Annotated in this window: 21 protein-coding genes; 7 read left to right on the forward strand and 14 right to left on the reverse strand. The window is 64.7% G+C overall.

All coding sequences use genetic code 11. The features are described from left to right. Position 1 precedes the first annotated feature (1 nt). The 7 genes from LX70_RS18370 to LX70_RS18400 form a co-directional block, all read right to left on the reverse strand. Positions 2–532, reverse strand: a complete 531-nt coding sequence (locus LX70_RS18370) for a hypothetical protein (RefSeq protein ID WP_105516249.1) — start codon at positions 530–532, stop codon at positions 2–4. Positions 533–545: 13 nt separating this feature from the next. Then, the gene (locus tag LX70_RS18375; protein ID WP_105516250.1) at positions 546–2372 is read right to left on the reverse strand and encodes a putative nucleotidyltransferase substrate binding domain-containing protein; all 1827 of its coding nucleotides are present in this window, start codon (positions 2370–2372) and stop codon (positions 546–548) included. A 68-nt stretch (positions 2373–2440) separates the two neighbouring features. Then, positions 2441–4198 (reverse strand): sodium:solute symporter family protein, encoded by a 1758-nt coding sequence (locus LX70_RS18380; protein ID WP_105516251.1) that lies wholly within the window; start codon positions 4196–4198, stop codon positions 2441–2443. A gap of 15 nt (positions 4199–4213) precedes the next feature. Beyond that, entirely contained in the window at positions 4214–4471 is a 258-nt protein-coding gene (locus tag LX70_RS18385) for a DUF4212 domain-containing protein (protein ID WP_105516252.1), read from the reverse strand. A 65-nt stretch (positions 4472–4536) separates the two neighbouring features. Next, the gene (locus LX70_RS18390) at positions 4537–5217 is read right to left on the reverse strand and encodes an adenylate kinase (RefSeq protein WP_105516253.1); all 681 of its coding nucleotides are present in this window, start codon (positions 5215–5217) and stop codon (positions 4537–4539) included. Between the two features lie 3 nt (positions 5218–5220). Further along, complete coding sequence (gene acs, locus LX70_RS18395; protein ID WP_105516254.1) at positions 5221–7155, reverse strand: acetate--CoA ligase; 1935 nt, start codon at positions 7153–7155, stop codon at positions 5221–5223. Positions 7156–7559: 404 nt separating this feature from the next. Beyond that, entirely contained in the window at positions 7560–9275 is a 1716-nt protein-coding gene (locus tag LX70_RS18400) for a SulP family inorganic anion transporter (protein ID WP_105516255.1), read from the reverse strand. 86 nt (positions 9276–9361) lie between these two features. On the opposite strand from LX70_RS18400, the gene LX70_RS18405 reads away from it, so the two are divergent. Both LX70_RS18405 and LX70_RS18410 read left to right on the forward strand, forming a co-directional pair. Then, a complete protein-coding gene (locus LX70_RS18405; protein ID WP_105516256.1) occupies positions 9362–9883 on the forward strand; it encodes a HugZ family pyridoxamine 5'-phosphate oxidase in 522 nt (173 codons plus the stop codon). Between the two features lie 31 nt (positions 9884–9914). Continuing rightward, complete coding sequence (locus LX70_RS18410) at positions 9915–11591, forward strand: response regulator (protein WP_146111654.1); 1677 nt, start codon at positions 9915–9917, stop codon at positions 11589–11591. A 110-nt stretch (positions 11592–11701) separates the two neighbouring features. Here LX70_RS18410 and LX70_RS18415 read toward each other — a convergent pair whose 3' ends face one another. Continuing rightward, a complete protein-coding gene (locus LX70_RS18415; RefSeq protein WP_105516258.1) occupies positions 11702–13999 on the reverse strand; it encodes a glycosyl hydrolase family 28-related protein in 2298 nt (765 codons plus the stop codon). A 205-nt stretch (positions 14000–14204) separates the two neighbouring features. Between LX70_RS18415 and LX70_RS18420 the strand changes: the two genes are divergently transcribed. Then, a complete protein-coding gene (locus tag LX70_RS18420; protein WP_170076252.1) occupies positions 14205–15080 on the forward strand; it encodes a CHAD domain-containing protein in 876 nt (291 codons plus the stop codon). A gap of 5 nt (positions 15081–15085) precedes the next feature. On the opposite strand, the gene LX70_RS18425 is transcribed toward LX70_RS18420, so the two are convergent. Continuing rightward, positions 15086–16663, reverse strand: coding sequence for a lysine--tRNA ligase (locus LX70_RS18425; protein ID WP_105516260.1), 1578 nt, complete (start codon positions 16661–16663; stop codon positions 15086–15088). Between the two features lie 109 nt (positions 16664–16772). Between LX70_RS18425 and LX70_RS18430 the strand changes: the two genes are divergently transcribed. The 3 genes from LX70_RS18430 to LX70_RS18440 all read left to right on the forward strand — a co-directional run bounded on the left by LX70_RS18430 (position 16773) and on the right by LX70_RS18440 (position 18593). Further along, positions 16773–17195, forward strand: coding sequence for a tellurite resistance TerB family protein (locus LX70_RS18430; RefSeq protein ID WP_105516261.1), 423 nt, complete (start codon positions 16773–16775; stop codon positions 17193–17195). Between the two features lie 81 nt (positions 17196–17276). After that, entirely contained in the window at positions 17277–17717 is a 441-nt protein-coding gene (locus tag LX70_RS18435) for a hypothetical protein (protein WP_146111655.1), read from the forward strand. A 3-nt stretch (positions 17718–17720) separates the two neighbouring features. After that, on the forward strand, positions 17721–18593 hold the full coding sequence (locus LX70_RS18440; protein ID WP_105516263.1) for a tellurite resistance TerB family protein: 873 nt from the start codon (positions 17721–17723) through the stop codon (positions 18591–18593). Between the two features lie 251 nt (positions 18594–18844). On the opposite strand, the gene dacB is transcribed toward LX70_RS18440, so the two are convergent. From dacB to LX70_RS18455, 3 genes are all read right to left on the reverse strand, one after another. Beyond that, a complete protein-coding gene (dacB, locus tag LX70_RS18445; protein WP_105516264.1) occupies positions 18845–20323 on the reverse strand; it encodes a D-alanyl-D-alanine carboxypeptidase/D-alanyl-D-alanine endopeptidase in 1479 nt (492 codons plus the stop codon). A 56-nt stretch (positions 20324–20379) separates the two neighbouring features. Continuing rightward, positions 20380–21072, reverse strand: coding sequence for a DUF1353 domain-containing protein (locus LX70_RS18450; RefSeq protein WP_105516265.1), 693 nt, complete (start codon positions 21070–21072; stop codon positions 20380–20382). Between the two features lie 91 nt (positions 21073–21163). Further along, complete coding sequence (locus LX70_RS18455) at positions 21164–21763, reverse strand: nicotinate-nucleotide adenylyltransferase (RefSeq protein ID WP_245885133.1); 600 nt, start codon at positions 21761–21763, stop codon at positions 21164–21166. A 138-nt stretch (positions 21764–21901) separates the two neighbouring features. On the opposite strand from LX70_RS18455, the gene ettA reads away from it, so the two are divergent. Next, on the forward strand, positions 21902–23557 hold the full coding sequence (ettA, locus tag LX70_RS18460; RefSeq protein WP_105516266.1) for an energy-dependent translational throttle protein EttA: 1656 nt from the start codon (positions 21902–21904) through the stop codon (positions 23555–23557). Positions 23558–23568: 11 nt separating this feature from the next. On the opposite strand, the gene LX70_RS18465 is transcribed toward ettA, so the two are convergent. Then, positions 23569–24087 carry a Fic family protein gene (locus LX70_RS18465; RefSeq protein ID WP_105516267.1) on the reverse strand — a complete coding sequence of 173 codons (519 nt, stop codon included), beginning with the start codon at positions 24085–24087 and terminating at the stop codon, positions 23569–23571. A gap of 51 nt (positions 24088–24138) precedes the next feature. Beyond that, positions 24139–24461: integrase core domain-containing protein (locus LX70_RS18470; RefSeq protein ID WP_146111656.1), on the reverse strand; the 323-nt coding region annotated here is incomplete at its 5' end.

Consider the following 24461-nt stretch of genomic DNA (forward strand, 5'->3'; position numbering starts at 1 on the left):
CCTACCCTCCACTGCAAGCGGCCCGGACCAGCGGATCGTCCGCTTCCGTCAGCCATTCGGCCCCTTTCAATTTCCCGTCTTCGGACAGCGCCGCGCCGTCCATCAGGTCGGCGCGCGCGCCCGCCCCGCAGTCGAAGGCCTGCGGGATGCGTTTTTCGGATTGCCAGCGCTGGAACACCACCGCGTTGGCGGCGAAGACCTGTGGGTCGGCGGTTGACCGCGCCGCATGTCCCGTATCGACCGCGATAAAGCGCGAGACGATGGGAAAGGCATAGGACCAGGGGCGGTAGAACGCGCGGTCCGTCGGCGCCATCGCCACCACCACGCCTTCGGGCAGGGCGGCACGCATCCGTGGATACCAGGAATATTCGTTCCAGATCGAATAGGCGATCATCGCAAGACCGATCCCGGCGGGCATCACCCATTTCGCCAGCTTCTCCCCCCGGACCCGGCGGCTGAGGTGGTTGGCCACGAAGATCAGGCAGGCGACCCCTGCGCCCGCAGCGATGGTCGCGATGAAGTCTACCAGCATGACCGCCCGCCCTTCATGTCAGCGCCCCCTTGCCGTGGCCGATGGCGGATTGCATCGTGCGGACCACGACGAAGGCGTCGCGCAGGTGGCTCCGCTCGAAATCCGGCAGGACGGAGGGTTCGAGGAAGTTGGTCGGCCGCTTGCCCGCGCGGATCTGCGCCGCCTGATGATCCAGCCGGGTTTCCGCGATCAGGTCATAGGCAGCGATCAGGTCACGCCCGCCGGTGGTGGAGATGACCCCGGCCTCAGCCGCCGCGACAAGGCGCGCGCGGGTGTTGACGGCGGCAATCCGGCCCTGAAGCGCGTAGACGCGGGCAAGGTCCGTCACCGGGACCACGCCGGAATGCTTCAGGTCGATGGTGTTGCGATGTTCGCCCGAGCGGATCGTGGCGAAACCGCGCAGAAGGCCAAGGGGCGGCGTATGCTTCAGCGAATTGCCGATCATGTGGGCGACGAAGATGGAGTTTTTCGAGGCCGCCTCAAGCGTCTCGGACTGGATGTCGCCGAACAGACGGGGGGAGCCGCCGATGGGCCTGAGGTCGAACATCACCGAGGCGAGCATCTGTGCCTCGGGGTCGGGCCGCGCGATCCAGCCGTGGAAATAGTCGTACCATTTGCCGATCCGCTGACACCAGCGCGGGTTGGTCGCCATCATGTCGCCGGGGCAGTAGACGTAACCGCATTCGTTCAGCCCGTCCGAGACGATCTTCGCCAGCCGCGCGAAATAGGTCATGTCGTCGTCGGTGGCGGCATCGTCGATCATCAGGCAGTTGTCCTGATCGCTGACGCCGGTCTGTTCCTGCCGCCCCTGCGAGCCGCAGGCAAGCCACATATAGGGCACCGGCGGCGCGCCAAGTTCCGCCTCGGCCATGCCCAGAAGGCGGCGCGTCACGGCGTCGGCGATGTCGGTGATCAGGCGGGTCGTGACCTCATGCGCCTGATACCCGCCGACGAATTGCAGCAGAAGCTGCGGGATACGCCGCGTCACATCGGCCAGTTCGGCCACCGCCTCGGCCCCCGCGATATCGCGGATCAGCGCCGATGAGGTCAGCGCCTGAAACCGGGTGATGTCGGTCTGGGTGATCATCCCCACCAGCCGCCCGTTTTCGGTGATCGGCATATGCCCGATCCGCTTTTCCAGCATCTGGTTCAACACGTCCGACCCCAGCGCCGTGGGCGGCAGGCTGACAAGGTCGCGGGTCATGATATCCGACACCGGCGTTGAGCCGGGCAGCCCTGCGGCCAGCACCTTGTTGCTGAGGTCACGGGTGGTCACCAGGCCGGTCAGCAACCCGTCCGACGCGATGATCCCGATGCTGGAAACCCGCTCGGCGCGCATCTTCCGCGCCGCCTCCTGCACGGTATCCTCGGGGCCGCACACGACCGGCTCCCGCGTCATAAGGTCGCCGACCTTGCGCGTGGTCAGTTCGGCCGGGCGGGCGTCCGCAGGGCGGGAGCGGTTGAAGAAGCGCTGAAACGCCGGTTGATCGGCAACGAGGCGCGCAAAGATGCCCGGCGGCAGGAGAAGGAGGACCGACGCCTCGGTCGTCCGCGCGGTCGTGACGGCAAGCCCGCCCCGCATCAACCCGCGTTCCCCGAAAGAGTTGCGCGGACCGAGAAGCGAGACCAGCGCGCCGTTCTGGTCGAGGATCTCGACCCCGCCGCTTTCGACGAGGAACAGGCCCTCCATCGGCTCGCCCAGCGTATAGACCTCGGTCCCGGCATCGAAGGTCCTGCGGCTGAAGGAACCGGCGACACGCGCCAGTTCGTCCTGCGGCAGGGAATCGTAGGGGTGGACGGTCGCCAGAAAGCGTTCGATGGTCGGCGTATCACTCGGCACGTTTGCGTTCTCCCCCCATTGGATCGGGCGCGCCCCGGTGAAAGGGCGCGCCCGGATGTCAGACAGGATCAGTGATGGGTCGCCGCCCCCGCCCCTTTCGGGACACGGATGGATTCCACCAGTTCCTGAACCTCGACCGGCGGCTCTTCGGTCGCGTTGGACACGACATAGGCCACGACGAAGTTGATCAGCGCCCCGACCGAGCCGAACGAGGTCGACTTGATCGACAGGAGCAGCGGATCGGCATCCGTGAAGCTGTTGGTGTCGGGAACGAAGAACCAGCCCTTGTGCAGGAAGATGTAGATGACCGTCACGATCAGACCGGACAGCATCCCCGCGACCGCACCCTTGTTGTTGATGCGCTTGGAGAAGATGCCCATCATCAGCGCCGGGAAGATCGAGGCCGCTGCCAGACCGAAGGCCAGGGCCACCGTCTGCGCCGCGAAGCCCGGCGGGTTGAGGCCAAGCCAGGTCGCCACGGCGATGGCGACCGCCATCGAGATCCGCGCCGCCAGAAGCTCGCTCTTTTCCGAGATGTTCGGGTTGAGCTGGCCCTTGATGAGGTCGTGACTGATCGCGGACGAGATCGCCATCAGAAGGCCCGCAGCGGTCGAAAGTGCTGCGGCAAGACCACCGGCCGCGACCAGCGCGATCACCCAGCCCGGCAGGTGGGCGATTTCCGGGTTGGCCAGAACCATGATGTCGTTGTTCACGGTCAGTTCGTTGGCGTCCTTGTCACCCAGATACTCAATCTTGCCGTCGCCGTTCTTGTCGTCGAAGGTCAGAAGGCCGGTTTTCTGCCAGTTCTGAACCCAGGTGATGTCCTGGCCCTTGGCATTGGTCCCCGCCTCGATCGCCGAAAGCTCGATCGCCTCGCCACCGACGCCGTTCGGCCAGAAGGTGTTGATGAGGTTCAGACGCGCCATCGCCGCAACCGCCGGGGCGGTGAGATAGAGCAGCGCGATGAAGACCAGCGCCCAGCCCGCGGACGACCGCGCATCGGCAACTTTCGGAACCGTGAAGAAGCGCACGATGACGTGCGGCAGGCCAGCGGTACCGATCATCAGCGACAGCGTGAACAGGAACATGTTCAGCGTCGTGTCGGACTGGTTAAGGTAGGATTTGAAGCCCAGATCGTTGACGAGCCCTTCCAGCGTTTGCAAAAGCGGCTGGCCGGTGCTGACGTCATTCGAGAACAGGCCAAGCGGCGGGATCGGGTTGCCGGTCAGTTGCAGCGAGATGAAGATCGCCGGGATCGTGTAGGCGATGATCAGCACGACATACTGGGCAACCTGCGTGTAGGTGATGCCCTTCATGCCGCCCAGAACCGCATACATGAACACGATCGCCGCCCCGATGAAGAGACCCGTGGAGGCCTTCACCTCAAGGAAGCGCGAGAAGGCGACACCGACACCCGTCATCTGGCCGATAACGTAGGTAATCGACGCGACGATCAGGCAGACGACGGCCACCATCCGCGCGGTCGGCGAATAGAAGCGGTCGCCGATGAATTCCGGCACGGTGAACTTGCCGAACTTGCGCAGGTAGGGCGCAAGCAGCATCGCCAGAAGTACATAGCCGCCGGTCCAGCCCATGAGGTAGGCCGAGGTGTCGTAGCCGCCGAAGGCGATGATACCGGCCATCGAGATGAAGGACGCCGCCGACATCCAGTCGGCGCCCGTCGCCATCCCGTTCAGGACCGGGTGAACGCCGCGGCCCGCGGCGTAGAACTCGCTCGTGGAGCCCGCCCGGGCCCAGATCGCGATCCCGATGTAGAGGGCGAAGGTCGCGCCCACCACGATCAGGTTAAGAGTAAACTGATCCATTGTCCCCGCTCTCCCTTATTCTTCCACGCCGTGTTCCCGGTCGAGTTTGTTCATGCGTGCGGCATAAACGAAAATCAGGACCAGGAAGACGAGGATGGAGCCCTGCTGGGCAAACCAGAAGCCGAGATCGGTGCCACCGATCTTGATACCCGCGAGCATCGGTCTGAAGAGGATGCCCAGCCCATAGGACGCGATGAACCAGATCACCAGGCTGATGGTGATAAGCCGGATATTCGCGGACCAATAGGCGTTCGACGATGATTTGTCGGCCATTTGCCTTTCTCCCTTACGTTTCCTCTGTTCCGGCGCCCCCTGTGCATCGGGGATGCCGGCCTCCCTCATTGCACCGCGCGCGTCACGATGGGGTCGAGCGCTGCGGCGATATCGGCGATGGACCCCATCGCGTCGATGGTCTCGAGCACACCGTGCGAGCGGTAATGCGCGATCAGCGGCGCCGTCTGGGCGTGGTAGGCCTCAAGACGGGCGCGGGCGGTGTCTGCGTTGTCGTCGGCGCGCCGCTTGAAGGCCGTGCCGCCACATTTGTCGCAGGTGCCGTCCCGTTGGGGACGCTTGTTGGTGTCGTGGTAGCCCTCGCCACAGGCGGCGCAGGTATAGCGCCCGGCGACACGGTCGATCATCGCTTCGTCATCGACCTCAAGGCTGATGGCGACATTCACCTTCTGCCCGGCGCCCGCCAGAAGATCGTCCAGCGCCTCGGCCTGCCCCGCCGTGCGCGGGAAGCCGTCAAGGATGACGCCCGCGGTCACGTCCGGTTCGCCCAAGCGGTCCTTCAGGATCGCCAGCACGATGTCGTCGGACACCAGCCCGCCGGATTCCATTACCGATTTCGCGGCCATGCCGGCGGGGGTTCCCGCCGCCACGGCGGCGCGCAGGAGATCCCCGGTCGAAAGCTGGATCAGGCCAAAGCGCTCCTCCAGCATCCGTGCCTGGGTCCCCTTGCCCGCCCCCGGAGGGCCAAGGAGGATAAGAACGGCGGGGCTTGTCATGACCTCGCTCATCCCTCAGGCCCGGTTCATCCGGTTCTCGATCAGGTCGTCCACCACCGAGGGGTCGGCCAGCGTCGAGGTATCACCCAGCGCGCCATAGTCGTTCTCGGCGATCTTGCGCAGGATGCGGCGCATGATCTTGCCCGAACGGGTCTTCGGCAGGCCCGGCGCCCATTGGATCAGGTCGGGCGAGGCGATGGGGCCGATCTCGTTCCGCACCCATTTCACCAGTTCCTTGCGCAGATCCTCGGTCGGCTCGATCCCGTTCATCAGGGTGACATAGGCATAGATGCCCTGGCCCTTGATCTCATGCGGGTAGCCGACGACGGCGGCCTCGGCGACCTGGGCATGGGCGACAAGCGCGCTTTCGACCTCGGCCGTTCCCATCCGGTGACCCGAGACGTTGATGACGTCATCGACGCGGCCGGTGATCCAGTAATAGCCGTCCTTGTCCCGGCGGCAGCCGTCGCCGGTGAAGTAATAGCCGCGATACTGGCTGAAATAGGTCTCCTGAAAGCGCTCGTGATCGCCCCAGACGGTGCGCATCTGCCCCGGCCAGCTGTCCGAGATGCAAAGCACGCCCTCTGCCTCCGTCTCGCCCTGACGGACGGCGGTCGCGGCGTCGAGGATCACCGGCTTCACACCGAAGAACGGCAGCGTGGCGGACCCCGGCTTGCCCTCGATCGCGCCGGGCAGCGAGGTGATCATGTGGCCGCCCGTCTCGGTCTGCCACCAGGTGTCGACGATCGGGCATTTGCCCTTGCCGACATGCTTGTCATACCAGACCCAGGCCTCGGGGTTGATCGGCTCCCCCACCGTTCCCAGCACACGCAGGCTCGACAGGTCGTATTTCTCCACCCATTCCGGCCCCTGCCCCATCAGCGCGCGGATCGCGGTCGGCGCGGTGTAGAACTGGTTGACCTTGTGCTTTTCGCAGACTTCCCAGAACCGCCCCGCATCGGGGAAGGTCGGCACGCCCTCGAACATGACCGTCGTCGCGCCATTGGCCAGCGGGCCGTAGACGATATAGCTGTGGCCGGTGACCCAGCCGACGTCGGCGGTACACCAGAAGATGTCCCCGTCCTTGTAGTCGAACACATACTGATGCGTCATCGCGGCATAGACGAGGTAACCGCCGGTGGTGTGGACAACGCCCTTCGGCTTGCCGGTGGAGCCCGAGGTGTAAAGGACGAACAGCGGATCTTCCGCGTTCATCGGGCGCGGCGGGCATTCGGGGCTGACCATGTCCATCATCGCCAGCACATCGACGTCACGCCCCTGCACCCAGGATGTCTGGTCGCCGGTATGCTTCACGACAAGGCAGCGCACCTTGTCGGAGCAGTGCAGAAGGGCTGCGTCGGTATTGGCCTTCAGCGGCGTGCGCCGCCCGCCGCGTGGGGCGCTGTCTGCGGTGATGACCAGCTTGGCGCCGGAATCGTTGATGCGGTTGGCCAGCGCGTCGGGCGAAAAACCGGCGAAGACGATGGAGTGGATGGCGCCGATCCGCGCGCAGGCCAGCATCGCATAGGCGGCCTCGGGGATCATCGGCAGGTAGATCACGACGCGGTCGCCGCGCATCACGCCCTGGCTGAGCAGGACGTTGGCCATCTGGTTCACCTTGCGCGACAACTCACGGTAGGTGATGTGCTTGGCGGGGGTCTTGGGATCGTCCGGCTCCCAGATGATCGCGGTCTGAAGCGCGCGGTCCTTCAGGTGCCGGTCGATGCAGTTGACCGAGGCGTTCAGGACGCCGTCCTCGTACCACTTGATCGAGACCTTGCCATAGGTGAAGTCGGTATCCTTCACCCTGGTATATGGCTTGATCCAGTCAAGCCGCTTGCCCTGCTCGCCCCAGAACGTGTCGGGGTCGGCGATCGAGGCGGCATACATCTCGCGGTAGACGTCCGGGGTCGCGTGCGCATTCTCGAAACCTGCCGGAATCGCTCTCATGTCCGTGGCTTCGCCCGAAGTTTTGCTGGCTGCACTCATCGCGCCGACCTCCCTAAAGTAAAAACCCCGGCGACCGGCACATCCACGCAACTTTATTGCGCCCCCGCGTCGCCCCTGCGCGAAATAGTAAACCAGCGAGCGCCAAATTCCTAACTTATTTTAGACATTAAGTTTTTTTGTAAATTCTTTGACTTCAAAACTGATAACATTGTAAATCTTTACATCGCCTCCCGAAGGAAAGCGTCGCAAATCAAGCGTTTGGCTGTTGACGGTTTCGCGCCGCCACGGCGCGCGCCGACCGCCGCAAGGACGCGGCCTTTCACGGCGCCCGAAACCGCCGATTCGGGCCGTGCATCCTGTTATCGCTGACACGTTGCGGGCGATTCGCGGCCCCCGGCCATCGCTCAGGCTGGCAGCGCCAGGTCGGCCTCGGCCAGATCGCGATGCGCCGCGGCGATGGCATCGTCGATGTCATGGGCATAATGCGCGCGCGGCTCGCGCAGGCCGACGGCAAGCAGCGTGCGGCGGATATCGGCGCCGGTCCCGCTGAGGTACAGCCGCCCGCCCTTCCGCGCCAGCTTATGCGCCAGAAGGTCCACCGAATGCGCCGCGCTGCTGTCGAGGAACGGCACCTCGGCGAAGTCGAGGACGAAGGCGCGCGGATGGTCCGCGATACGGTCCAGAACCACGCCCACGGTCGAGGCGGCGCCGAAGAAGAACGCCCCCTTGATCCGGTAGACCACCACATCGCCGCCCATCGCGGCGGCGCTGTCATATTCGGCCACCTCGTCGGCACGATCCTCTGGCACCAGCGGCGCGCGCGCCTCGACCTGCGCCACTTCGGACATGCGGCGGATGAAGAGGACCGCGCCAAGGGCGAAGCCCACGAGAATACCCTCCGTCAGGTCGCGGAAGATGACGAGGAAGAAGGTCGACAGAAGCACCAGCGCATCGCCCGAGGAGGTGCGGAGCAGCATCCAGAACTCCTCCTTCTCGATCATGTTCCAGGCGACGATGGCCAGCACGCCTGCCAGCGCGGCCAGCGGGATGGCCGAGGCCAGGGGCGCAAAGACCATCATGAACAGAAGGACAAAGGCGGAATGCAGGATGCCCGCAATCGGCCCATGCGCGCCGGCCCGGACGTTGGTCGCCGTGCGCGCGATGGTGCCGGTCACCATGATGCCGCCGAAAAGCGCGGACCCGATATTGGCCGCGCCCTGCGCCACAAGCTCGGCGTTGGAGCGGTGATGGCGCCCGGTCATCCCGTCCGCGACGACCGCCGACAAAAGCGACTCGATCGCGCCGAGGAGCGTGAAGCTGATCGCATAGGGCAGTGCCAGCGACAGCGTGGCGGGGTCCAGCGCCGGAAGCGCCGGGACGGGCAGAAGGCGCGGCAATTCGCCGAACCTTGTGCCGATGGTTTCCACCGGAAGCCGGAAGACCGTCACGATGACCGAGGTGGCAATGACCGCGATCAGAAGCCCCGGCCAGTGCGGACGAACCCGCTTCAGCCCCTGAATCAGGACGATAGTCCCCAGCGCGATCGCCACCGCCGCCGGGGTGACCGACCCGCGCGCGGCCCAGAGCGCCTCGATCTTCGGCCAAAGTGCCGCCGGTTCGCCGCCCGGCAGGCTCATCCCGAAAAGATCCTTGATCTGGCTGGCAAAGATGATGACCGCGATGGCGGCGGTGAAGCCCACCGTCACCGGATAGGGGATGAACTTGACATAGGTTCCCAGCCGCAGGAACCCCGCCGCCGCCATGAAGACCCCCGCCATCAGCACCGCCGTGGCCAGCCCGTCGACCCCGATCTGGTCGACGCAAACCGCGACAAGCACGATGAAGGCGCCGGCCGGTCCGCCGATCTGGAACCGCGACCCGCCAAGCGCGGACACCAGCGCCCCGCCGACGATGGCGGTATAAAGCCCCCTCTCCGGCCCGACACCCGAGGCGATGGCGATGGCCATCGACAGCGGCAGCGCCACGATGGCGACCGTCAGCCCGGCGATCAGATCGGCGCGAAAGGCGCGCCGCCCATACCCCTCCCGAAGGACAGTGACGAGTTTGGGAAGGAACTGTTCGGAAAAGCTCGGGATTGCGAGCCGCGCGCGATGTTTCATGATTGCCAATGACTGAGTTGCGGCAGACCCTGTCGGCCAGCCACGCGCCTGTCAAGTGAGACCATGGAGGGAAGACCGGAATCACCATGTCCGACAACAAGATCACCCCCATACGCCCCACCGACGACACGGCGCGCGCGCTGGCCCGCGATCTGATGGCCGGGGCGCGCATCGCGGCGCTTGGCGTGACCGACCCCGACCATGGCGGCCCCCATGTCAGCCGCATCGCCCTGCATTGCAGCGCCGCGGCCGGGTGTCTGACGCTGATCTCCGACCTCGCGTACCACGCGCGCGGGTTGCGCGCCGATCCCCGTGTTTCACTGCTGATCGACGAGACGGGCGGCAAGGGCGATCCGCTGACCCACCCGCGCCTGACCCTTCGGGCGCAGGCGCAAAAGGTCACGGATGGTGCGGAGCGGGCGGCCCTGCGGGCGCTCTGGCTGCGCCATGTTCCCAAGGCGAAGCTCTACATCGACTTCACGGATTTCCATTTCATCCGCTTTCACCCCCTCTCCGGTTTGCTGAACGCGGGCTTCGGGAAAGCCTATGAACTGGATAAAAAAGACCTTACACTTGCGCCCGGTAGGGGAGACCGATTTTCGGATTGATCGCTAGGAATGCGGAAAGAGTGATTTGACCGTGGCCGGAACGATTTGGCAGGATGACGTTCGCCGGCAGGTCGAGCGGCTGGACGCCGACCTTGTCGCGCGTCATGCGGTCATCTTCCTGACCTTCGTGATCGTGGCCTTCCCGCTGCCCTTCTGGCTCATCTTCTTCTGCTATATCGGCGTCCTCCTCACCGATATCGCGCAGTACCGGATATTGGCGATACTGGAAAAGAACAGCACCGCGCTCTGGCGCGTGACCCTTCTGCTGGCGGGGGCGCTGGAGAACTTTATCTTCCTGATCCCTGCTATCGTCGTCTGGGTGATCGGTGACGATCTGATGCGGTTCGTCGTCTTTCTGGCTGTCGTCGGCTCGCTTCTCAATGCCTCCAGTGTCCGCTCCGCCTGTGTCGCCTATGGCTTTGCCTCCATGGTGCCGGGCATCGCCATCACCTTGTGGATGCCCTGGGCCGGCAGATGGCACGATGCCTCCGCCCTCGGGTCCGCCCTGGCCCTTGCCGGGTCGATCGGGCTACTGGGCTATTTCGTCTCGGCCCTGTTTCAGAATAACCGCGCCCAGCACGAACTTGCCGCGATGGTCGAGAAGGTGCGCGAGGCCAGCGCGGCGAAGTCACGCTTCCTCACCGCCATGAACCATGAGGTGCGCACCCCCCTGAACGCGCTGCTGGGCCACAGCCAGCTTCTGCGCGACACCGCCGATCTGGCCGAGGCCCGCACCCATGCCGCGCAGATCGAGATTGCGGCGCGCAGCATGGAAACGCTGGTCGAGGATGTCGTCGATCTTACCGCCGCCGCCGAGGGCCGGCTTCAGTTCCGCCCCACGACCGTCGCCATCCGGTCCGAAATCGCACGCCTTGAACGGCAGCCGCTCGCGGTCGCAGGGGTTCCGACGCCGGTGATCCGCCCCGAGATCGCCGACGAGGTCCCGGAATTCGGCCGTTTCGACCCGGTCCTTTTGCGCAAATGCCTGACCCATCTGGCCAGCGCCGTCCTCAGCGAACGCTCCGGTCCTGGGCTGGCGGAACTGACCATCCGCTGCGCGCTGGCGCCGGGGCGCAAGGATCGTCTGCGCTTTACGCTGGCCGCCCATGGCGCAGAGGGTTCCGCCAGGGGCAAACCCGCAACGATCAAGGCCGATCCCGGCCCCGCGCCGGAAATCGCCTCGGCCCTTCTCGACAGTATCGCCAGGGTGATGGGCGCGAATACGGCGGTTCTGCGCGCGCCCGACCAGACGCTTGTCGCACGGATCGAGCTGCCCTTCATCATGGTCGCGGAACCGCCCGCGACCGGCGCCGAGGCGGTCTACGGGCGGCTGCGGACCCTTGTCGTCGATGACATCGCCAGCAACCGCCTTGTGGTGGCGCAGCTTCTGCGCAGCCTGCGGATCGAGGCGACAGAGGTCTCCGGCGGGCAGGAGGCGCTGGATAGCCTTGGGGACAGCGATTACGACCTTGTCCTTCTGGACATGAACATGCCCGACATGGATGGCGAGGCGACGCTTCAGGCGATCCGCAGCTCTACGCGCGATTGGGCCGGAATCCCGGTGGTCGCGCTGACCGCCGATACCCTCGGCAGCCAGCGCGACCATTACCTGCGCATCGGTCTGAACGGGTTTCTGACCAAACCACTCGACCGGCGGGCATTGTGGTCAGAGATCCTCTCCGCCTGCCCGCCGCCGCCGCCGCTCTGACCGCCCCTAGAGCGTGCCGCGTTCCTTCGCAGTCACGCGACACGCTCCAAGCCTTTGATTTCGCATGTTCGAGAAGCACAAAACCGGTTCCCACTTTTGTGCAACATGCTTCAGTTCGGATTGTCCATCCGTATCGCAAGATTGACCGTCCCCTTCGACGGGCTGGCCCAGTTCAGCGTCACCTGGTTCTTGGCCGCGCCCTGCTCCACGATGACGAAGGGCATGTCGCCCCGCCGCTCTCCGACAGGGCCGGTGATCATCCCCTCGGCCACGACCGCATCGACATTGCGCGCCCAGCCGCCGAAGGGCAGATAGGCCGAGGCGTCGATGGTCCAGACAGTCGCCGTGCTGGCCTGAACATGCTGGACGCGGACCGGGTTGGCGCTGATCTGCGTGACCGCGGTGAAGGCGTTCGCCTCCATCCAGATGTTGCGCATCCGGCCGTTGTCGAGGGGGGCAAAACTCGTATCCACCCCCTCGACCCGGTCCACCGGACCGTTCAGCGACTTGAAGACATTGCCCGACAGGTTCAGACCCTGAACGAAATGCCCCGCGCCATAGGGTTTGACCACGAACCAGCGGAACCAGGGCGCCACGTCATTGGCCGTGAAGGTGTTGCCGGTCACGGTCAGCCCGCTGAAGGAATACTGGTTGGCGAAACCCGGATCGCTTTCGTATTCGTTCGTCCACTCGATAAAGGAATTGTCGATATAGTTCCCGGTGATCGTCGTCTTGACGTCGGTCCCGATCATGACAAGCCCCGGCATGCGCAGGCCCGCCACCTCGTTGTCGCCCTGAAACCAGTGGTTGCCGACCAGCAGGTTGCCCGCGCCGCCCAGCACCCCGAAATGGCGGAAATGCACCGCCCGGTTGTCGCGGATCTTCAGGTCATTGGCATTGGCGTTGAACCCGATCGAGACGCGATCCTGTGACCGCAGCGGGCTTTCGTTCGACAGGAACTGGCAGCGGTCGATCATCATTCCCTGGCAGCCGCCCCCGATCGAGGTGATGCCCCGGTCGCGCGGCTTGGTGATGAAACTGTCGCGGATCTGGAAGATCGACCCGCTCGGCGCCAGAAGGATGCCGCTGGCATAGCCGTTGCATTGCAGCTCCACGTCGTCGATCACCATCTTCGAGAGTGAGGCGAAGCCGGAAAAGTCGAGGACATATTTGAACCGCGTGAAGGTGTAGACCTGCACCCCCGCCGCACCGTAAAGCGGCTGGCTCAGCGTCAGGGTCCCCGCGCCGGTGTTGACGGCGGTCACATAGACCTCGCGCCCGACGCCCGCGCCCTCGACGAGCGCGCCCACCGGCACGTTGGCGATATTGGCGACCGCCGTCAGCATGCGGTCATTCGCGGTGCTGTAGCTGGCCTGCGAGGTCACGACATCGGGCGCCCAGGCCGGGCCGTCGACGACGTTGAACTGCCCGTTGCGGATCGCGCGGCGGGTGGCAAAGGTGGTCTTGTTGTTCACCGCCGCCTGCATGTCGATCGGTGCCGTCACCTCGATCCGCCGTCCGTTGAGGTCAAGCGATTCATGGTCGGCGAAGTTGAGAAGCGCCTGGAACGCCTTGCGGAACCCCAGTTCCTCATCCCCGAAGGCGGCCGCATAGGCGGTCAGGTGAAAGCTGCGCGTCATCGCCAGCAGGCGGTTGTCGGGCATCACGACCGTGCCTTCGAACCGCGCCGGGGCCTCCAGCGTCACATCCGCGTTCAGGAAATAGGTTCCGGCCGAAACAAGAAGCGTCCGCCCGGTGGCGGCGGCAGCGGCGTCCGCCGCCTCGAACGCCACCGCGTCGTCGGTGACACCATCGCCCGCCGCGCCAAAGTCGCGTACATCGACCACGTCAACCATGTCGCGCAGGAAGACCGCGGTGACATCCTCGATCTCGATGTCATCGACACGGACAATGCCGCCCGTCGGGCCGGTCAGGTCGATACCGAAATGCCCGAACAGCGCCGCCGTCCCCCAGGCCATGTCGACGCCGCCACGGTTGCCGGTACCGACGATCGCCTCGACCGTCTCGACCTTGCCATAGGCGGTCAGCTGGACCGACGGCCCGGTCTCGACCACGCCCGCGACATGCAAGGCGCCCGCGCCCCCGGCCCAGCCCGCGATCTGCACCGCCGGAAGGTTGCCGCTCATCGCCTTCACGCGGGCGCGGACCCGAAGGTAGCAGCCCGGCAGGATCGGCGTATCGCCGATATGGCGCAGCTTGACCGTCGCCGCCGATTTCACCAGTTCCAGACAGCCGCCGAAATCCTGATCCGCCGGAACCAGAACCGCATCGGGCGATCCGTCCCAGGTCGGCGCGCCCGGTGTGCCGTCCCCGCTCGACCATTGATCAAGCCCCTGATCGAAGGCTGGCGGCGTGAAGACCAGCCCGTCGGTAATTGCCTTGTTCATCCGCTGAACCCCTTTGCTGTCGTCTGCCGCACGGCATCGCGCTGTGGCTGGGGTTCTAGCGCGCCGGGGTAGCCGCCCGCTTAGCGATGCGCGCGCTCAATCGCCCCGCGCCGCAACACCCGGCCCATACAAAACTGTTACAGTCACGCTGTAGCGGGCATGTGACGCGGCCCCTGCCGCGCATCCTCAACAGGTGGAGCGACCCTTGCCCTTCCATTTCCAGCGCGGCGACAAGTCTGTCGAAAAGGCCGTGCGCCGTATCGCGGCCGAACGTCTCGAAACCTCGCGGCTTCTTTTCGACGACACCACCCTTGCGCGCGACACGCTGGTGCATGAGCTGCGCAAGAACGTGAAGAAGACCCGCGCGCTCCTCCGCCTCGTCCGGCCGCATTTCAAGGGGTTTGAGCGTGAGAATGCCGCCCTGCGCGATGCCGCGCGGCTGATCTCGGACCTGCGCGACGCGGATGTCCTCGGCGCCAACCTGACCCGGATCGCCGAAAAGACCGACATTCCCGCCGACCGCATCGCCGCGCTCCACGCCCGCCTCGCGCCCGCGGTCACGACTGCCTTCACCCCCGAAGACCGCCTGAACGCCCATCGTGAGGCAATCGCGGCGGTCGAGGGGCGCATCGGCAAGTGGAAGATCTCCGGCGACGGGTTCGAGGCGCTTCGCCCCGGTCTCGAACGCAGTTGGGATGCCGCCCGCAGCGCCATGCGCAAGGCCCTGTCCGATCCCTCGGGCGAGGCGCTGCATCTCTGGCGCAAGCGCGTGAAGGACCACTGGTACCACACCCGCCTTCTCGCCCCCGTCTGGCCCGAGATGATGACACCCCACCGCGCAACCGCCGACGCGCTGGGTGAAACGCTCGGCAATGCCCGTGACCTCGCCTTTCTGGTCGAGGCGCTGACCGAGGGCGATCTCGGCAATGACGCCGATACCGCCGCCCTCGCCCGTATCGCGGCCGAGGAAGAGGCGGCGCTGATGAAAGAGGCGCGCAAGACCGGCACGCTCTTCTTCGCCGAACCCGCCTCGGGCCTGTCGCGTCGGTGGCGCGGCTGGTGGGACGTCTGGCGCAACTAGAGCGCCTATCCCAGCCCGCCCGCCAGCGCCTTTTCGATCAGCGCGACGGTTTCATCGACGCCGTAAAGCGCGATGAAGCCGCCGAAGCGCGGCCCTTGGGAGGCGCCCAGTAGAACCTCATAAAGGGCGGTAAACCAATCCCTTAGCGGCTCGAATTCATGTTCCTTGCCAACCGCAAAGACCATGGATTGCAGCGCCTCGGCGTCCAGCCCGCCATCCCAGACCTTCAGCCGCCCGGCCAGATCCTCCATCGCCGCGCGTTCCTTCTCCGTCGGCGCGCGGAACACCCGCGTCGGCGCGACATGGTCGTTGAAATAGCGCACCGCATAGGCCGCCGCGGCGTCCAGTTGCGGGTTCTCTTCGGGCGAGGCATCGGGCGCGTATTTGCGGATAAAGCCCCAAAGCCCGTCCTTGTCCTTCGCCCCGGCGACGCTGGCAAGGTTCAGAAGCATCGCGAAAGGCACCACCATGTCAGATGCGGGCGGTTTGCCGTTGTGGATGTGCCAGACCGGATTGGCGAGCTTACCCGCCTCGTCCTGCCCTTCAAACGCCCGCAACTGCTGATGATATTCGTCCACCGCCTTCGGGATCACGTCCCACCAAAGCCGCTTCGCGGTCTTCGGCTTTTGGTACATGAAATAACCAAGGCTCTCCGACGCGGCATAGGTCAGCCATTCGTCGATGGTCAGCCCGTTGCCCTTCGACTTCGAAATCTTCTGCCCCTGCTCGTCCAGGAACAGCTCATAGGTGAAATGCTCCGGCTTCTTGCCGCCCAGAACCTCGCAGATGCCGTCATAGATCGGCGTATTGGTGCTGTGATCCTTGCCGTACATCTCGAAATCGACACCCAGCGCCGCCCAACGCGCGCCGAAATCGGGCTTCCATTGCAGCTTCACCTGCCCGCCCGTCACCGGCAGCGTCCATTCGCGCCCCTCTTCGTCGTCGAAGGTGACGGTATGGTCCTTCTTGTCGACATGCTTGATCGGGACATAAAGCACCCGCCCCGTTTCCGGGTGGATCGGCAGGAAGCAGGAATAGGTCTGCTGACGTTCCTCGCGCAAGGACGCCAGCATGATCTCCATGATCTTCTCATAACGCTCGGCCGCAAGCCTGAGCGTGTCGTCGAACCGGCCGGACTTGTAGAACTCGGTCGCCGAATAGAACTCATACTCAAACCCGAACGTATCCAGAAACCGGCGCAGCATGGCGTTGTTGTGGTCGCCAAAGCTTGCGTATTCGCCGAAGGGATCGGGGACGGCGGTCAGGGGTTTCTGGATATTGGCCTTCAGCAACTCCTGCTGCGGCACGTTCTCCGGCACCTTCCGCATCCCGTCCATGTCGTCGGAAAAGCAGATCAGCCGGGTCGGGATGTCGCTGATGATCTCGAAGGCGCGGCGGATCATCGTCGTGCGCTGCACCTCGCCAAAGGTGCCGATATGCGGCAGGCCGGACGGGCCATAGCCGGTCTCGAACAGCACATGGCCCTTTTCCGGGGCCTTCTTCTCGTACCGTTTCAGAACGCGGCGCGCCTCCTCGAAAGGCCAGGCTTTGGAATTCATGGCGGCGTCGCGCAGCGAAGACATGATCGAACTTTCCCGATGGGCGGCATCCCATATGCCGCAAGGCCGTCCCTATTGAACGGGCGGCGGATCGTCAATAATTTGCCAGTCATACAGAACCGAGGAAAAGCCCGTGCCACAAACTCTCCCGTCGTTTTCCGCGCAAGATGCGCTTGTCGCCATCATGGTCACGGTCTCGGTCTCGGATGAGACGATCCGCACCTCCGAACTTGTCGCGATCGAGCGTCAGGTGAACCACCTGCCGATCTTCGCCGATTACGACATGGCGAATGTGCGCGACGTCGCCCGGACGGTCTACAAGCTGATGGATGAGGATGACGGGCTGGATACGCTTTTCGCCATGGTCCGCGACGCCCTGCCCGACCGGCTTTGGGAAACCGCCTATGCGCTGGCCTGCGACGTCGCCGCCGCCGATGGCTCCATCCGCCAGGGGGAACTGCGCCTGCTTGAGGAAATCCGCCACGAGCTGAGCATCGACCGCCTCCACGCCGCCGCCATCGAACGCGGCGCCAGGGCGCGTCATCTGACGGTGTAGGGGAGATTTTCCGTTTGCCCCCGCACAATGCATGTGCTGAAACTCTCTGGGCAGGGTCGGAATAGACAAGATCGGGGACAGATGTCTGACGAAAACGCCGCAGCCATTTCCACATCTTTGCTGAACGAGATCAGCCATTCGGCTCCAATACGCCAGCTGAATGATTTCATCGAACGCCTGGACACCTCTGCCGATGTGAAAGCGCTCCTGCGCGACATGGCGAATTTGACCGTCACGATCGGCGGGCATCTCGTCGCGATCGGGCGCAAGATCGTTTCCTTCGCGATCGAACTCTACTCTCGGTTTCCAAACACGATCTTCGGCTGCGTCATTGCCTTCATCATGGCTGCGCTGATTTCCTCGGTCCCGCTTCTCGGCGCTGTCCTCGGCGCGGTCCTGACACCTCTGCTTCTCGCCCTTGGAATAGGGATGGGAGCGTTGAATGACATGTTTTCCGCTCCGCTCAAGGCGGAAGTACGGGGTCTGGCCACGCGTTTGGCGACACTCGAAGCGGGTGCCTGATACATGGGCCGGTCGGAGCGCGAGCAAGTCGCGAGCTTCACCGGTGTTGAACGGGTGATTGCAGACTCTCTGCGCTTCAAGATGAAGCTGGGTATCGGGGCCGATGCCTACACATCCATGAAGGTCGGAAAGCGCCTTCAGGAGTTGTGGGACGTGGGCGGCGTCGCCATGACAGGTGTCAGCATCGCCGCGTCACGGACGGTCGCCACCGCATTCTTCGCCAGCGGCGGCTGGCTATCGACCTTCGGGATCGGCACGACGGCCGTGACGCCCGTTGGATGGCTGATTGCCGCGGCTATTGTCAGCGGTGGCGCCTATATGGGGGTGACGCGGCTGTTTCGTAGCTACGCGGGTTCACGGGTTCACACCATCCCGGCCTTCATCAACACGCCAATCGACCTTTTGGGGGCAAACCTTTTCGATATGATGGCCATGCTGGGCCTGAAGGTGGTGGAATTCAGCGGACCCGTCGATCAGGCAGAGCGTGAGAGCATCAAGTCCTACTTTGCCGAAGAGTGGGGCTTTGACCGCGGCTATCTGGACACGGCGCTTCCTGTCCTCGAAGCAAACTCCGGCAAAGCCAGCCTGAAAACGATGGCGGCAGAACTCGCCACCTTCCAACGTGCCAATCCCGACTGCGACCATGCGTCGATGCACCAAGAACTTGTCCGATTTCTGCGGGAACTCGCCACCGCGGATGGCGCGCTTGATGAGAAGGAAGAGCTGGCAATCGAAAAGATCGACGCGATCCTTTCCATGGGAAACCGCTGGTCGCCTGCAACCGGGGTCGGTGGTGCGTTTCGCCGAGGCATCGCGCCGATCACGAATGCCGCTCGTTCACTCCTGAGCAGCCTCGGATCCAAGCTCGGACGATGAGCATAGCATTCGCGCGGCCAGTCGGGCATCGGACAACTCCGCCGGACAGCGCCCGACCGCAGGTGAGCGCAGGTACGGTTTTGTCTGGCAGTTTATGGTGCCGCCACGCCGGGCGGCCGATGGTCATGTGAGGGTGCAGAAGCGCCCGCCCGATGGGGTGGCCCGGCGACGCGCGGGGCGCGCGCCTTGTTCCGGGCGCATGATAGCGACAGACCGCCAGCGCGGGGCGGATCGCCAGCCCCGCGAACGCCTCAACCGCCGTAGACCGCCGACCAGCGCTCGATCAACTGCTGCTGCAACCACTTCGACCGCTTCACCCAGGCGCCGACGCCTGGGGGCCGCTCCTTCTGGCTGTCCGGCACCGCATCGCGGCGCGCGACGTCTCCGGTGAAGATCGCGAAAGCCATCTCGCGCCCGCCCGGCGCGCTGGCATAGCCCGCCAGCGTGGAGATGAAGTTCAGCGTCCCGGTCTTGGCCTCCACCCGGATCGGCGATCCGGCGATCTTCTTGCCATTCGCATCGCGCATGGGGATAGGCTTCATCAGCCCCCGCAAACCCGCCTGCGGCCCAAGCCGGGTCAGCAGCCGCACCATATCCTCGGCCGCGACGCGCGAGGCGCCCGCAAGCCCGGAATGATCGACCACCCGCAGATGCGCGGCTCCGCAGGCGGCGGCGGCCCAGTCCGACATCGCCCGGCCCGACCGCACATGGTTGGTCACGCCAGCGCGCAGCGAGGCCGCCATACCCACCGCCTCGGCGGTCATGTTGTTGGAATATTTCATCATATCGCGCAGCACGGCGCGCAGATCGGCGCTGGCATGGCTGACCAGAACGGTGCCACCCGGCAGCCGGTCCACCGGCTTCGGCGCGGGCAGCGGTACGCCCTGCGCCCGCGCCAGCGTCTGGAACACATCGCCCGCATAAAGCTCTGGCCGCCGTACGGGCAACCAGCGGCTTCCCCCGCGCCCCAGCGCCGCGCGCGCGACGGTCCACTGTTCCACCTTGCCGCCGCGATAGGAATAGACCGGCAGGTCGCGCTCCGCGATGGCGACCCTGGCGGAATAGACCTTGGGCGCAAAGCGTTCGGCGCGCGCGTCCATGCCGACCTCATAGCCCTTCGACGTGCGCTTCCAGACGAAGTTCACCCGATTGAAGTTCAGGTTCAGCCCCGACACCGCCGGGTTGTAGCCCAGCCAGACCGGCTGCGTTTCATCAATCGCGTCGATATAGGGCAGCGCGCCCGCCCAGACGAGGAACCGCCCGCTGACGCCCCGTACGCCCGCACGCGCCAGTGCCGCGGCCATATCGCCCAGATCGTCGGTGTTCAGCGTCGGATCGCCACCGCCCGCCAGCACCAGATCGCCCTGCACGATCCCGCCCGCGACCGGCCCGGTGGCGATCAGCCGGGTGGCAAAGCGATAGCCCGCCCCAAGGTGGTCAAGTGCATAAAGCGAGGTGATGACCTTCGCCGTGCTGGCGGGCGGCATCGCCAGATCGGGCTTGCGCGCCTCAAGCAGCTGCCCCGTCGCCGCATCGGCCACGACATAGGCGACCTCTCCGCCCAGTTGCGCCGCGCGGATCAGGTCGGCCGCCGCCGCAACAGTGCCGCCCGCGACCTGCACCGGCCGTGCCGGTGGCATCAAGGATCGCAAGGGCGCATTGGCCAGCACAGGCCCCGCCGTGGCCGAGATCAGCCCCCCAAGAACACCGCGCCGCGTCAGTCCTGCCATCGGATCACCTCCCGCACCGATTTGTCGCGCGAAGCGGGCGCCGGGGCAAGGGCATCTCAGAAACTGACCACGGCGACGACCTGCGCGGGTTTCTCCGGCACCTTCTGGCCGTCCGGCAGGGTCCGCACCATCCCGCGCAGCATCTTCGCCGACCCGCCCGGCAGCGCCGCCTTTGCCCGCGCCTCATCCTCCGGCGACACGCGCGGCACCGGGCAGGCGCCCTCCTTCTCCCAAAGACCTTTCGAAATCGGCCCCGCCACCGCGCTTGAGATGACCCGCGGCGCGACATCGTCCTTCTTGACCTTTCCGCTCAGCGTCAGGGTCTTGATCGTCTCGGCCAGAAGGCTGGCAGAACCCGGAAAGTCGATGGTTTCGACAACCTTCTCCGCCTCGGTCGCCTTGCCGTCCTCGACACAGTGATGGGCGACGAAGATCCAGTCATGGACCATATAGGCGGGCGCATAACCCCAGGGCGAAAAGCCCTTGAAGACCTGCCCGATCTTCGGGATCGAACCGCCGTCGGTATACATCATGGCGGGCCGGATCACCTGCCCGCCATGTTTGGCCGCGCGGGTATAGGTCAGTTCCTGCCCCGGCACCGGCACGAACAGGAACCGCCCGTCGCCCTTGTCCGGGCTGCCGTCGTCGATCCACATGACATAGACCGATCCGCTGAAGGTCCCCCGCTCCACCGCTTCGTAATCGACATGGCCGCAGGCGGCGGGCAACATCAGGGCCGCCGCAAACATCGCTGAAATCCGCATCTCTCCCCTCCAATGGCCTTTCTGAAATACCGGCCAGTCTAGCAGAGGCACCGTCACCTGCGAAGGCAGGCTGACCTTACCTTTTCCACTCCCCCCGCGCGCGGATCGCAGAGGAGGAAAGGTTCACCATCGGCACGTTCAGGAAACACCAGACGGGCGGCGCGGCATAGGGCAGAAGCGCCGCCCCTTCGGCCGGCAGGCGGTAGCGGGCGAATTCCTCCACCGTGCGCGCGCCGCGCGCCTCAAGCCGCGAACCGGGGCGCGCGAAGACCCCGATCGGGACGTTCTGGATGATCCATTCCCAGTTCTGCCAGCGATGGAACTGCGCAAGGTTGTCCGCCCCCATCAGCCAGACGAAACGGACACCGGGATAAAGCGCCTTCAGCCGCTTCAGCGTCGCGGCCGTGTAGCGCGTGCCAAGCCGCGCCTCCAAATCGGAAATCACCACGCGCGGATCACCCATCACCTGACGTGCCCGCGCGATCCGTTCGGCCATCGGCGCAGGTCCTTGGGCCTTCAGCGGATTGCCGGGACTGACAAGCCACCAGACCCGCGACAGGCCGAACCGCTTCAGCGCCTCGCGGGTGATATGCGCATGCCCCGCATGGGCCGGATCGAACGATCCGCCCAGCAGGCCGATCGCCTCGCCCCGATATGCCAGTGGTAGTCCCTGCACCCGCGCCCTCCCCGGCGTTGACCGCCCCTTTTCGCCAGCGGCACCGAAGCTGTCAACGCGGGACCGCGCCCCGTTGCGAACGCCCCCCTTCACCGCTAGAACGCGATCAACCCGATTTCAGCGCGATGAGGCAGTTCAATGGCCAGCTACCAGTATGTCTACCACATGGATGGCGTCTCCAAGACCTATCCCGGCGGCAAGAAGTGTTTCGAGAACATCCGCCTGAACTTCCTTCCCGGCGTGAAGATCGGCGTCGTCGGCGTGAACGGCGCGGGTAAATCGACCCTGCTGCGCATCATGGCCGGCATCGACAAGGATTTCTCGGGCGAGGCCTGGGCCGCCAAGGGCGCAAGCGTCGGCTACCTGCCGCAGGAGCCGCAGCTGGACGAAGCGCTCTCCGTGCGCGGCAACGTCATGCTTGGGGTCGCGGCGAAGAAAGCCAAGCTCGACCGTTACAACGAACTGGCCATGAACTACTCCGACGAGACCGCCGATGAGATGGCGAAGCTCCAGGATGAGATCGACGCCGAAAACCTCTGGGACCTCGACAGCCAGATCGACGTCGCGATGGAGGCGCTGCGCTGCCCGCCCGACGACGCGGAGGTGGCGACGCTTTCGGGCGGCGAACGCCGCCGCGTCGCGCTTTGCAAGCTGCTGCTCGAAGCGCCCGACATGCTGCTCTTGGACGAACCGACCAACCACCTCGACGCCGAAACCATCGCCTGGCTGCAAAAGCACCTGATCGAATATGGCGGCACGATCCTTTGCGTCACGCACGACCGCTATTTCCTTGACGACATCACCGGCTGGATCCTCGAACTCGACCGTGGCCGGGGTATCCCGTATGAGGGGAACTATTCCGCCTGGCTGGAACAGAAGGCCAAGCGGCTGGCGCAAGAGGCGCGCGAGGACAAGGCCCGCCAGAAGGTCCTTGAACGCGAACTGGAATGGATCCGGCAGGGCGCCAAGGCGCGCCAGTCCAAGCAGAAGGCGCGGATCGACCGCTACAATGAACTCGCCGACCAGTCCGAGCGGGACAAGCTGACCCGCGCGCAGATCATCATCCCGAACGGCCCCCGCCTTGGCGGCAAGGTGATCGAGGTCGAGGGGCTGAAAAAGCACATGGGCGACAAGCAGTTGATCGAGGACCTGTCCTTCGCGCTGCCCCCCGGCGGCATCGTCGGCGTCATCGGCCCGAACGGCGCCGGCAAGACCACGCTTTTCCGCATGCTGACGGGGCAGGAACAGCCCGACGCCGGGACCGTCACCTATGGCGACACGGTGAAGCTGGCTTATGTCGACCAGTCGCGCGACGCTTTGGACGCGAACAAGACCGTGTGGGAGGAAATCTCCGGCGGCGCCGAGCAGATCGAACTCGGCGACGCGCAGATGAACTCCCGCGCCTATTGCTCCGCCTTCAACTTCAAGGGCGGCGACCAGCAGAAGAAGGTGGGGCTTCTGTCAGGCGGCGAACGCAACCGCGTCCACATGGCGAAACTGCTGCGCTCGGGCGGCAACGTCCTTCTGCTCGACGAGCCGACCAACGATCTGGACGTCGAAACGCTTCAGGCGCTTGAAGCCGCGCTGGACGATTTCGCCGGCTGCGCCGTCATCATCTCCCACGACCGCTTCTTTTTGGACCGGCTTTGCACGCATATCCTGGCGTTTGAAGGCGATGCCCATGTCGAATGGTTCGAGGGCAACTTCGAGGCCTATGAGGAGGACAAGATCCGGCGGCTGGGACCGGATAGCGTGGAGCCGAAGCGGGTGAAGTATAAGAAGTTTACGCGGTGAGGTACTAAACCTTAGACCGAACTGGCGCCTTGGAAGGGAAGGCCATTATCTTCCAGCTGTGCCTGCAATAGAGCAGCAAGGTAGTCTTCCATATCTGAAAAGTCGAGGTGGCCGTCGTCCCATGCTCGGTCTGCAGCTTTCAAAGCGCGCTCGTACTCAGTGCGACTTTCGCGAATGCGTTCAGGAACGATCTTTCGACCGTTCAACAATGTTCCTGATCGCACGCACAGAAGAAAGTAACATGCTGCCCTTGCCGTCCGTCCATTTCCTTCTATGAACGGATGAATCCAGTTCATCCGCCAGAGACCGTAAGCAGCAAGCTCGGTTGGCGTCCAAACGTACCAGTTCTCTTGAACCGTCGAGATAAATCGGTCCATCCAATCGTCTACGTCATTGAAATGCGGCGGCTTGTGATCTCCTACGTATATCGGTTCGCGACGAAACCGTCCGCCAAACTGTGAGATGTTCGCGACGGCTACGTGGTTCAGCGCCCACAGTAGGTACTTATCGAACGAGCCGGGCCCTTTCATGAGCCCGATCTCAATACAGTTGGTCTGACCTGCTCCCCTTAGAGTCCGCGTTTATAAGTTAGCTCTGTTCAGGGTTTGGTCCTCTTCTGACCGTTTGTGATACTCCCGCGGGGTGAGCCCGTCGAGACTCGAGTGCGGGCGGTGATGGTTGTAGTCGTCGCGCCATGCCGCAATCAAATGGCGGGCATGGCGCAGGTTGGGGAACAGGTGCTCGTTTAGGCACTCGTCCCGCAGGCGGCCGTTGAAGCTTTCCACGAAGCCGTTCTGCATGGGCTTACCCGGTGCGATGTAATGCCATTCCACTTGGCGATCCTCCTGCCATTTCAGCATCGCGTTCGAGGTCAGCTCGGTTCCGTTATCGCTGACCACCATGC

The sequence above is a fragment of the Albidovulum denitrificans genome (genome assembly GCF_002973535.1).
GTDB lineage: Bacteria > Pseudomonadota > Alphaproteobacteria > Rhodobacterales > Rhodobacteraceae > Albidovulum > Albidovulum denitrificans.

Excerpts from the sequence above, each read along its gene's own strand:
- LX70_RS18370 (WP_105516249.1), bottom strand. The coding sequence starts at position 532 with ATGCTGGTAGACTTCATCGCGACCATCGCTGCGGGCGCAGGGGTCGCC.
- LX70_RS18380 (WP_105516251.1), bottom strand. The coding sequence starts at position 4,198 with ATGGATCAGTTTACTCTTAACCTGATCGTGGTGGGCGCGACCTTCGCC.
- LX70_RS18385 (WP_105516252.1), bottom strand. The coding sequence starts at position 4,471 with ATGGCCGACAAATCATCGTCGAACGCCTATTGGTCCGCGAATATCCGG.
- LX70_RS18390 (WP_105516253.1), bottom strand. The coding sequence starts at position 5,217 with ATGAGCGAGGTCATGACAAGCCCCGCCGTTCTTATCCTCCTTGGCCCT.
- acs (WP_105516254.1), bottom strand. The coding sequence starts at position 7,155 with ATGAGAGCGATTCCGGCAGGTTTCGAGAATGCGCACGCGACCCCGGAC.
- LX70_RS18400 (WP_105516255.1), bottom strand. The coding sequence starts at position 9,275 with ATGAAACATCGCGCGCGGCTCGCAATCCCGAGCTTTTCCGAACAGTTC.
- LX70_RS18405 (WP_105516256.1), top strand. The coding sequence starts at position 9,362 with ATGTCCGACAACAAGATCACCCCCATACGCCCCACCGACGACACGGCG.
- LX70_RS18415 (WP_105516258.1), bottom strand. The coding sequence starts at position 13,999 with ATGAACAAGGCAATTACCGACGGGCTGGTCTTCACGCCGCCAGCCTTC.
- LX70_RS18425 (WP_105516260.1), bottom strand. The coding sequence starts at position 16,663 with ATGTCTTCGCTGCGCGACGCCGCCATGAATTCCAAAGCCTGGCCTTTC.
- LX70_RS18435 (WP_146111655.1), top strand. The coding sequence starts at position 17,277 with ATGTCTGACGAAAACGCCGCAGCCATTTCCACATCTTTGCTGAACGAG.
- LX70_RS18440 (WP_105516263.1), top strand. The coding sequence starts at position 17,721 with ATGGGCCGGTCGGAGCGCGAGCAAGTCGCGAGCTTCACCGGTGTTGAA.
- dacB (WP_105516264.1), bottom strand. The coding sequence starts at position 20,323 with ATGGCAGGACTGACGCGGCGCGGTGTTCTTGGGGGGCTGATCTCGGCC.
- LX70_RS18450 (WP_105516265.1), bottom strand. The coding sequence starts at position 21,072 with ATGTTTGCGGCGGCCCTGATGTTGCCCGCCGCCTGCGGCCATGTCGAT.
- ettA (WP_105516266.1), top strand. The coding sequence starts at position 21,902 with ATGGCCAGCTACCAGTATGTCTACCACATGGATGGCGTCTCCAAGACC.
- LX70_RS18465 (WP_105516267.1), bottom strand. The coding sequence starts at position 24,087 with ATGAAAGGGCCCGGCTCGTTCGATAAGTACCTACTGTGGGCGCTGAAC.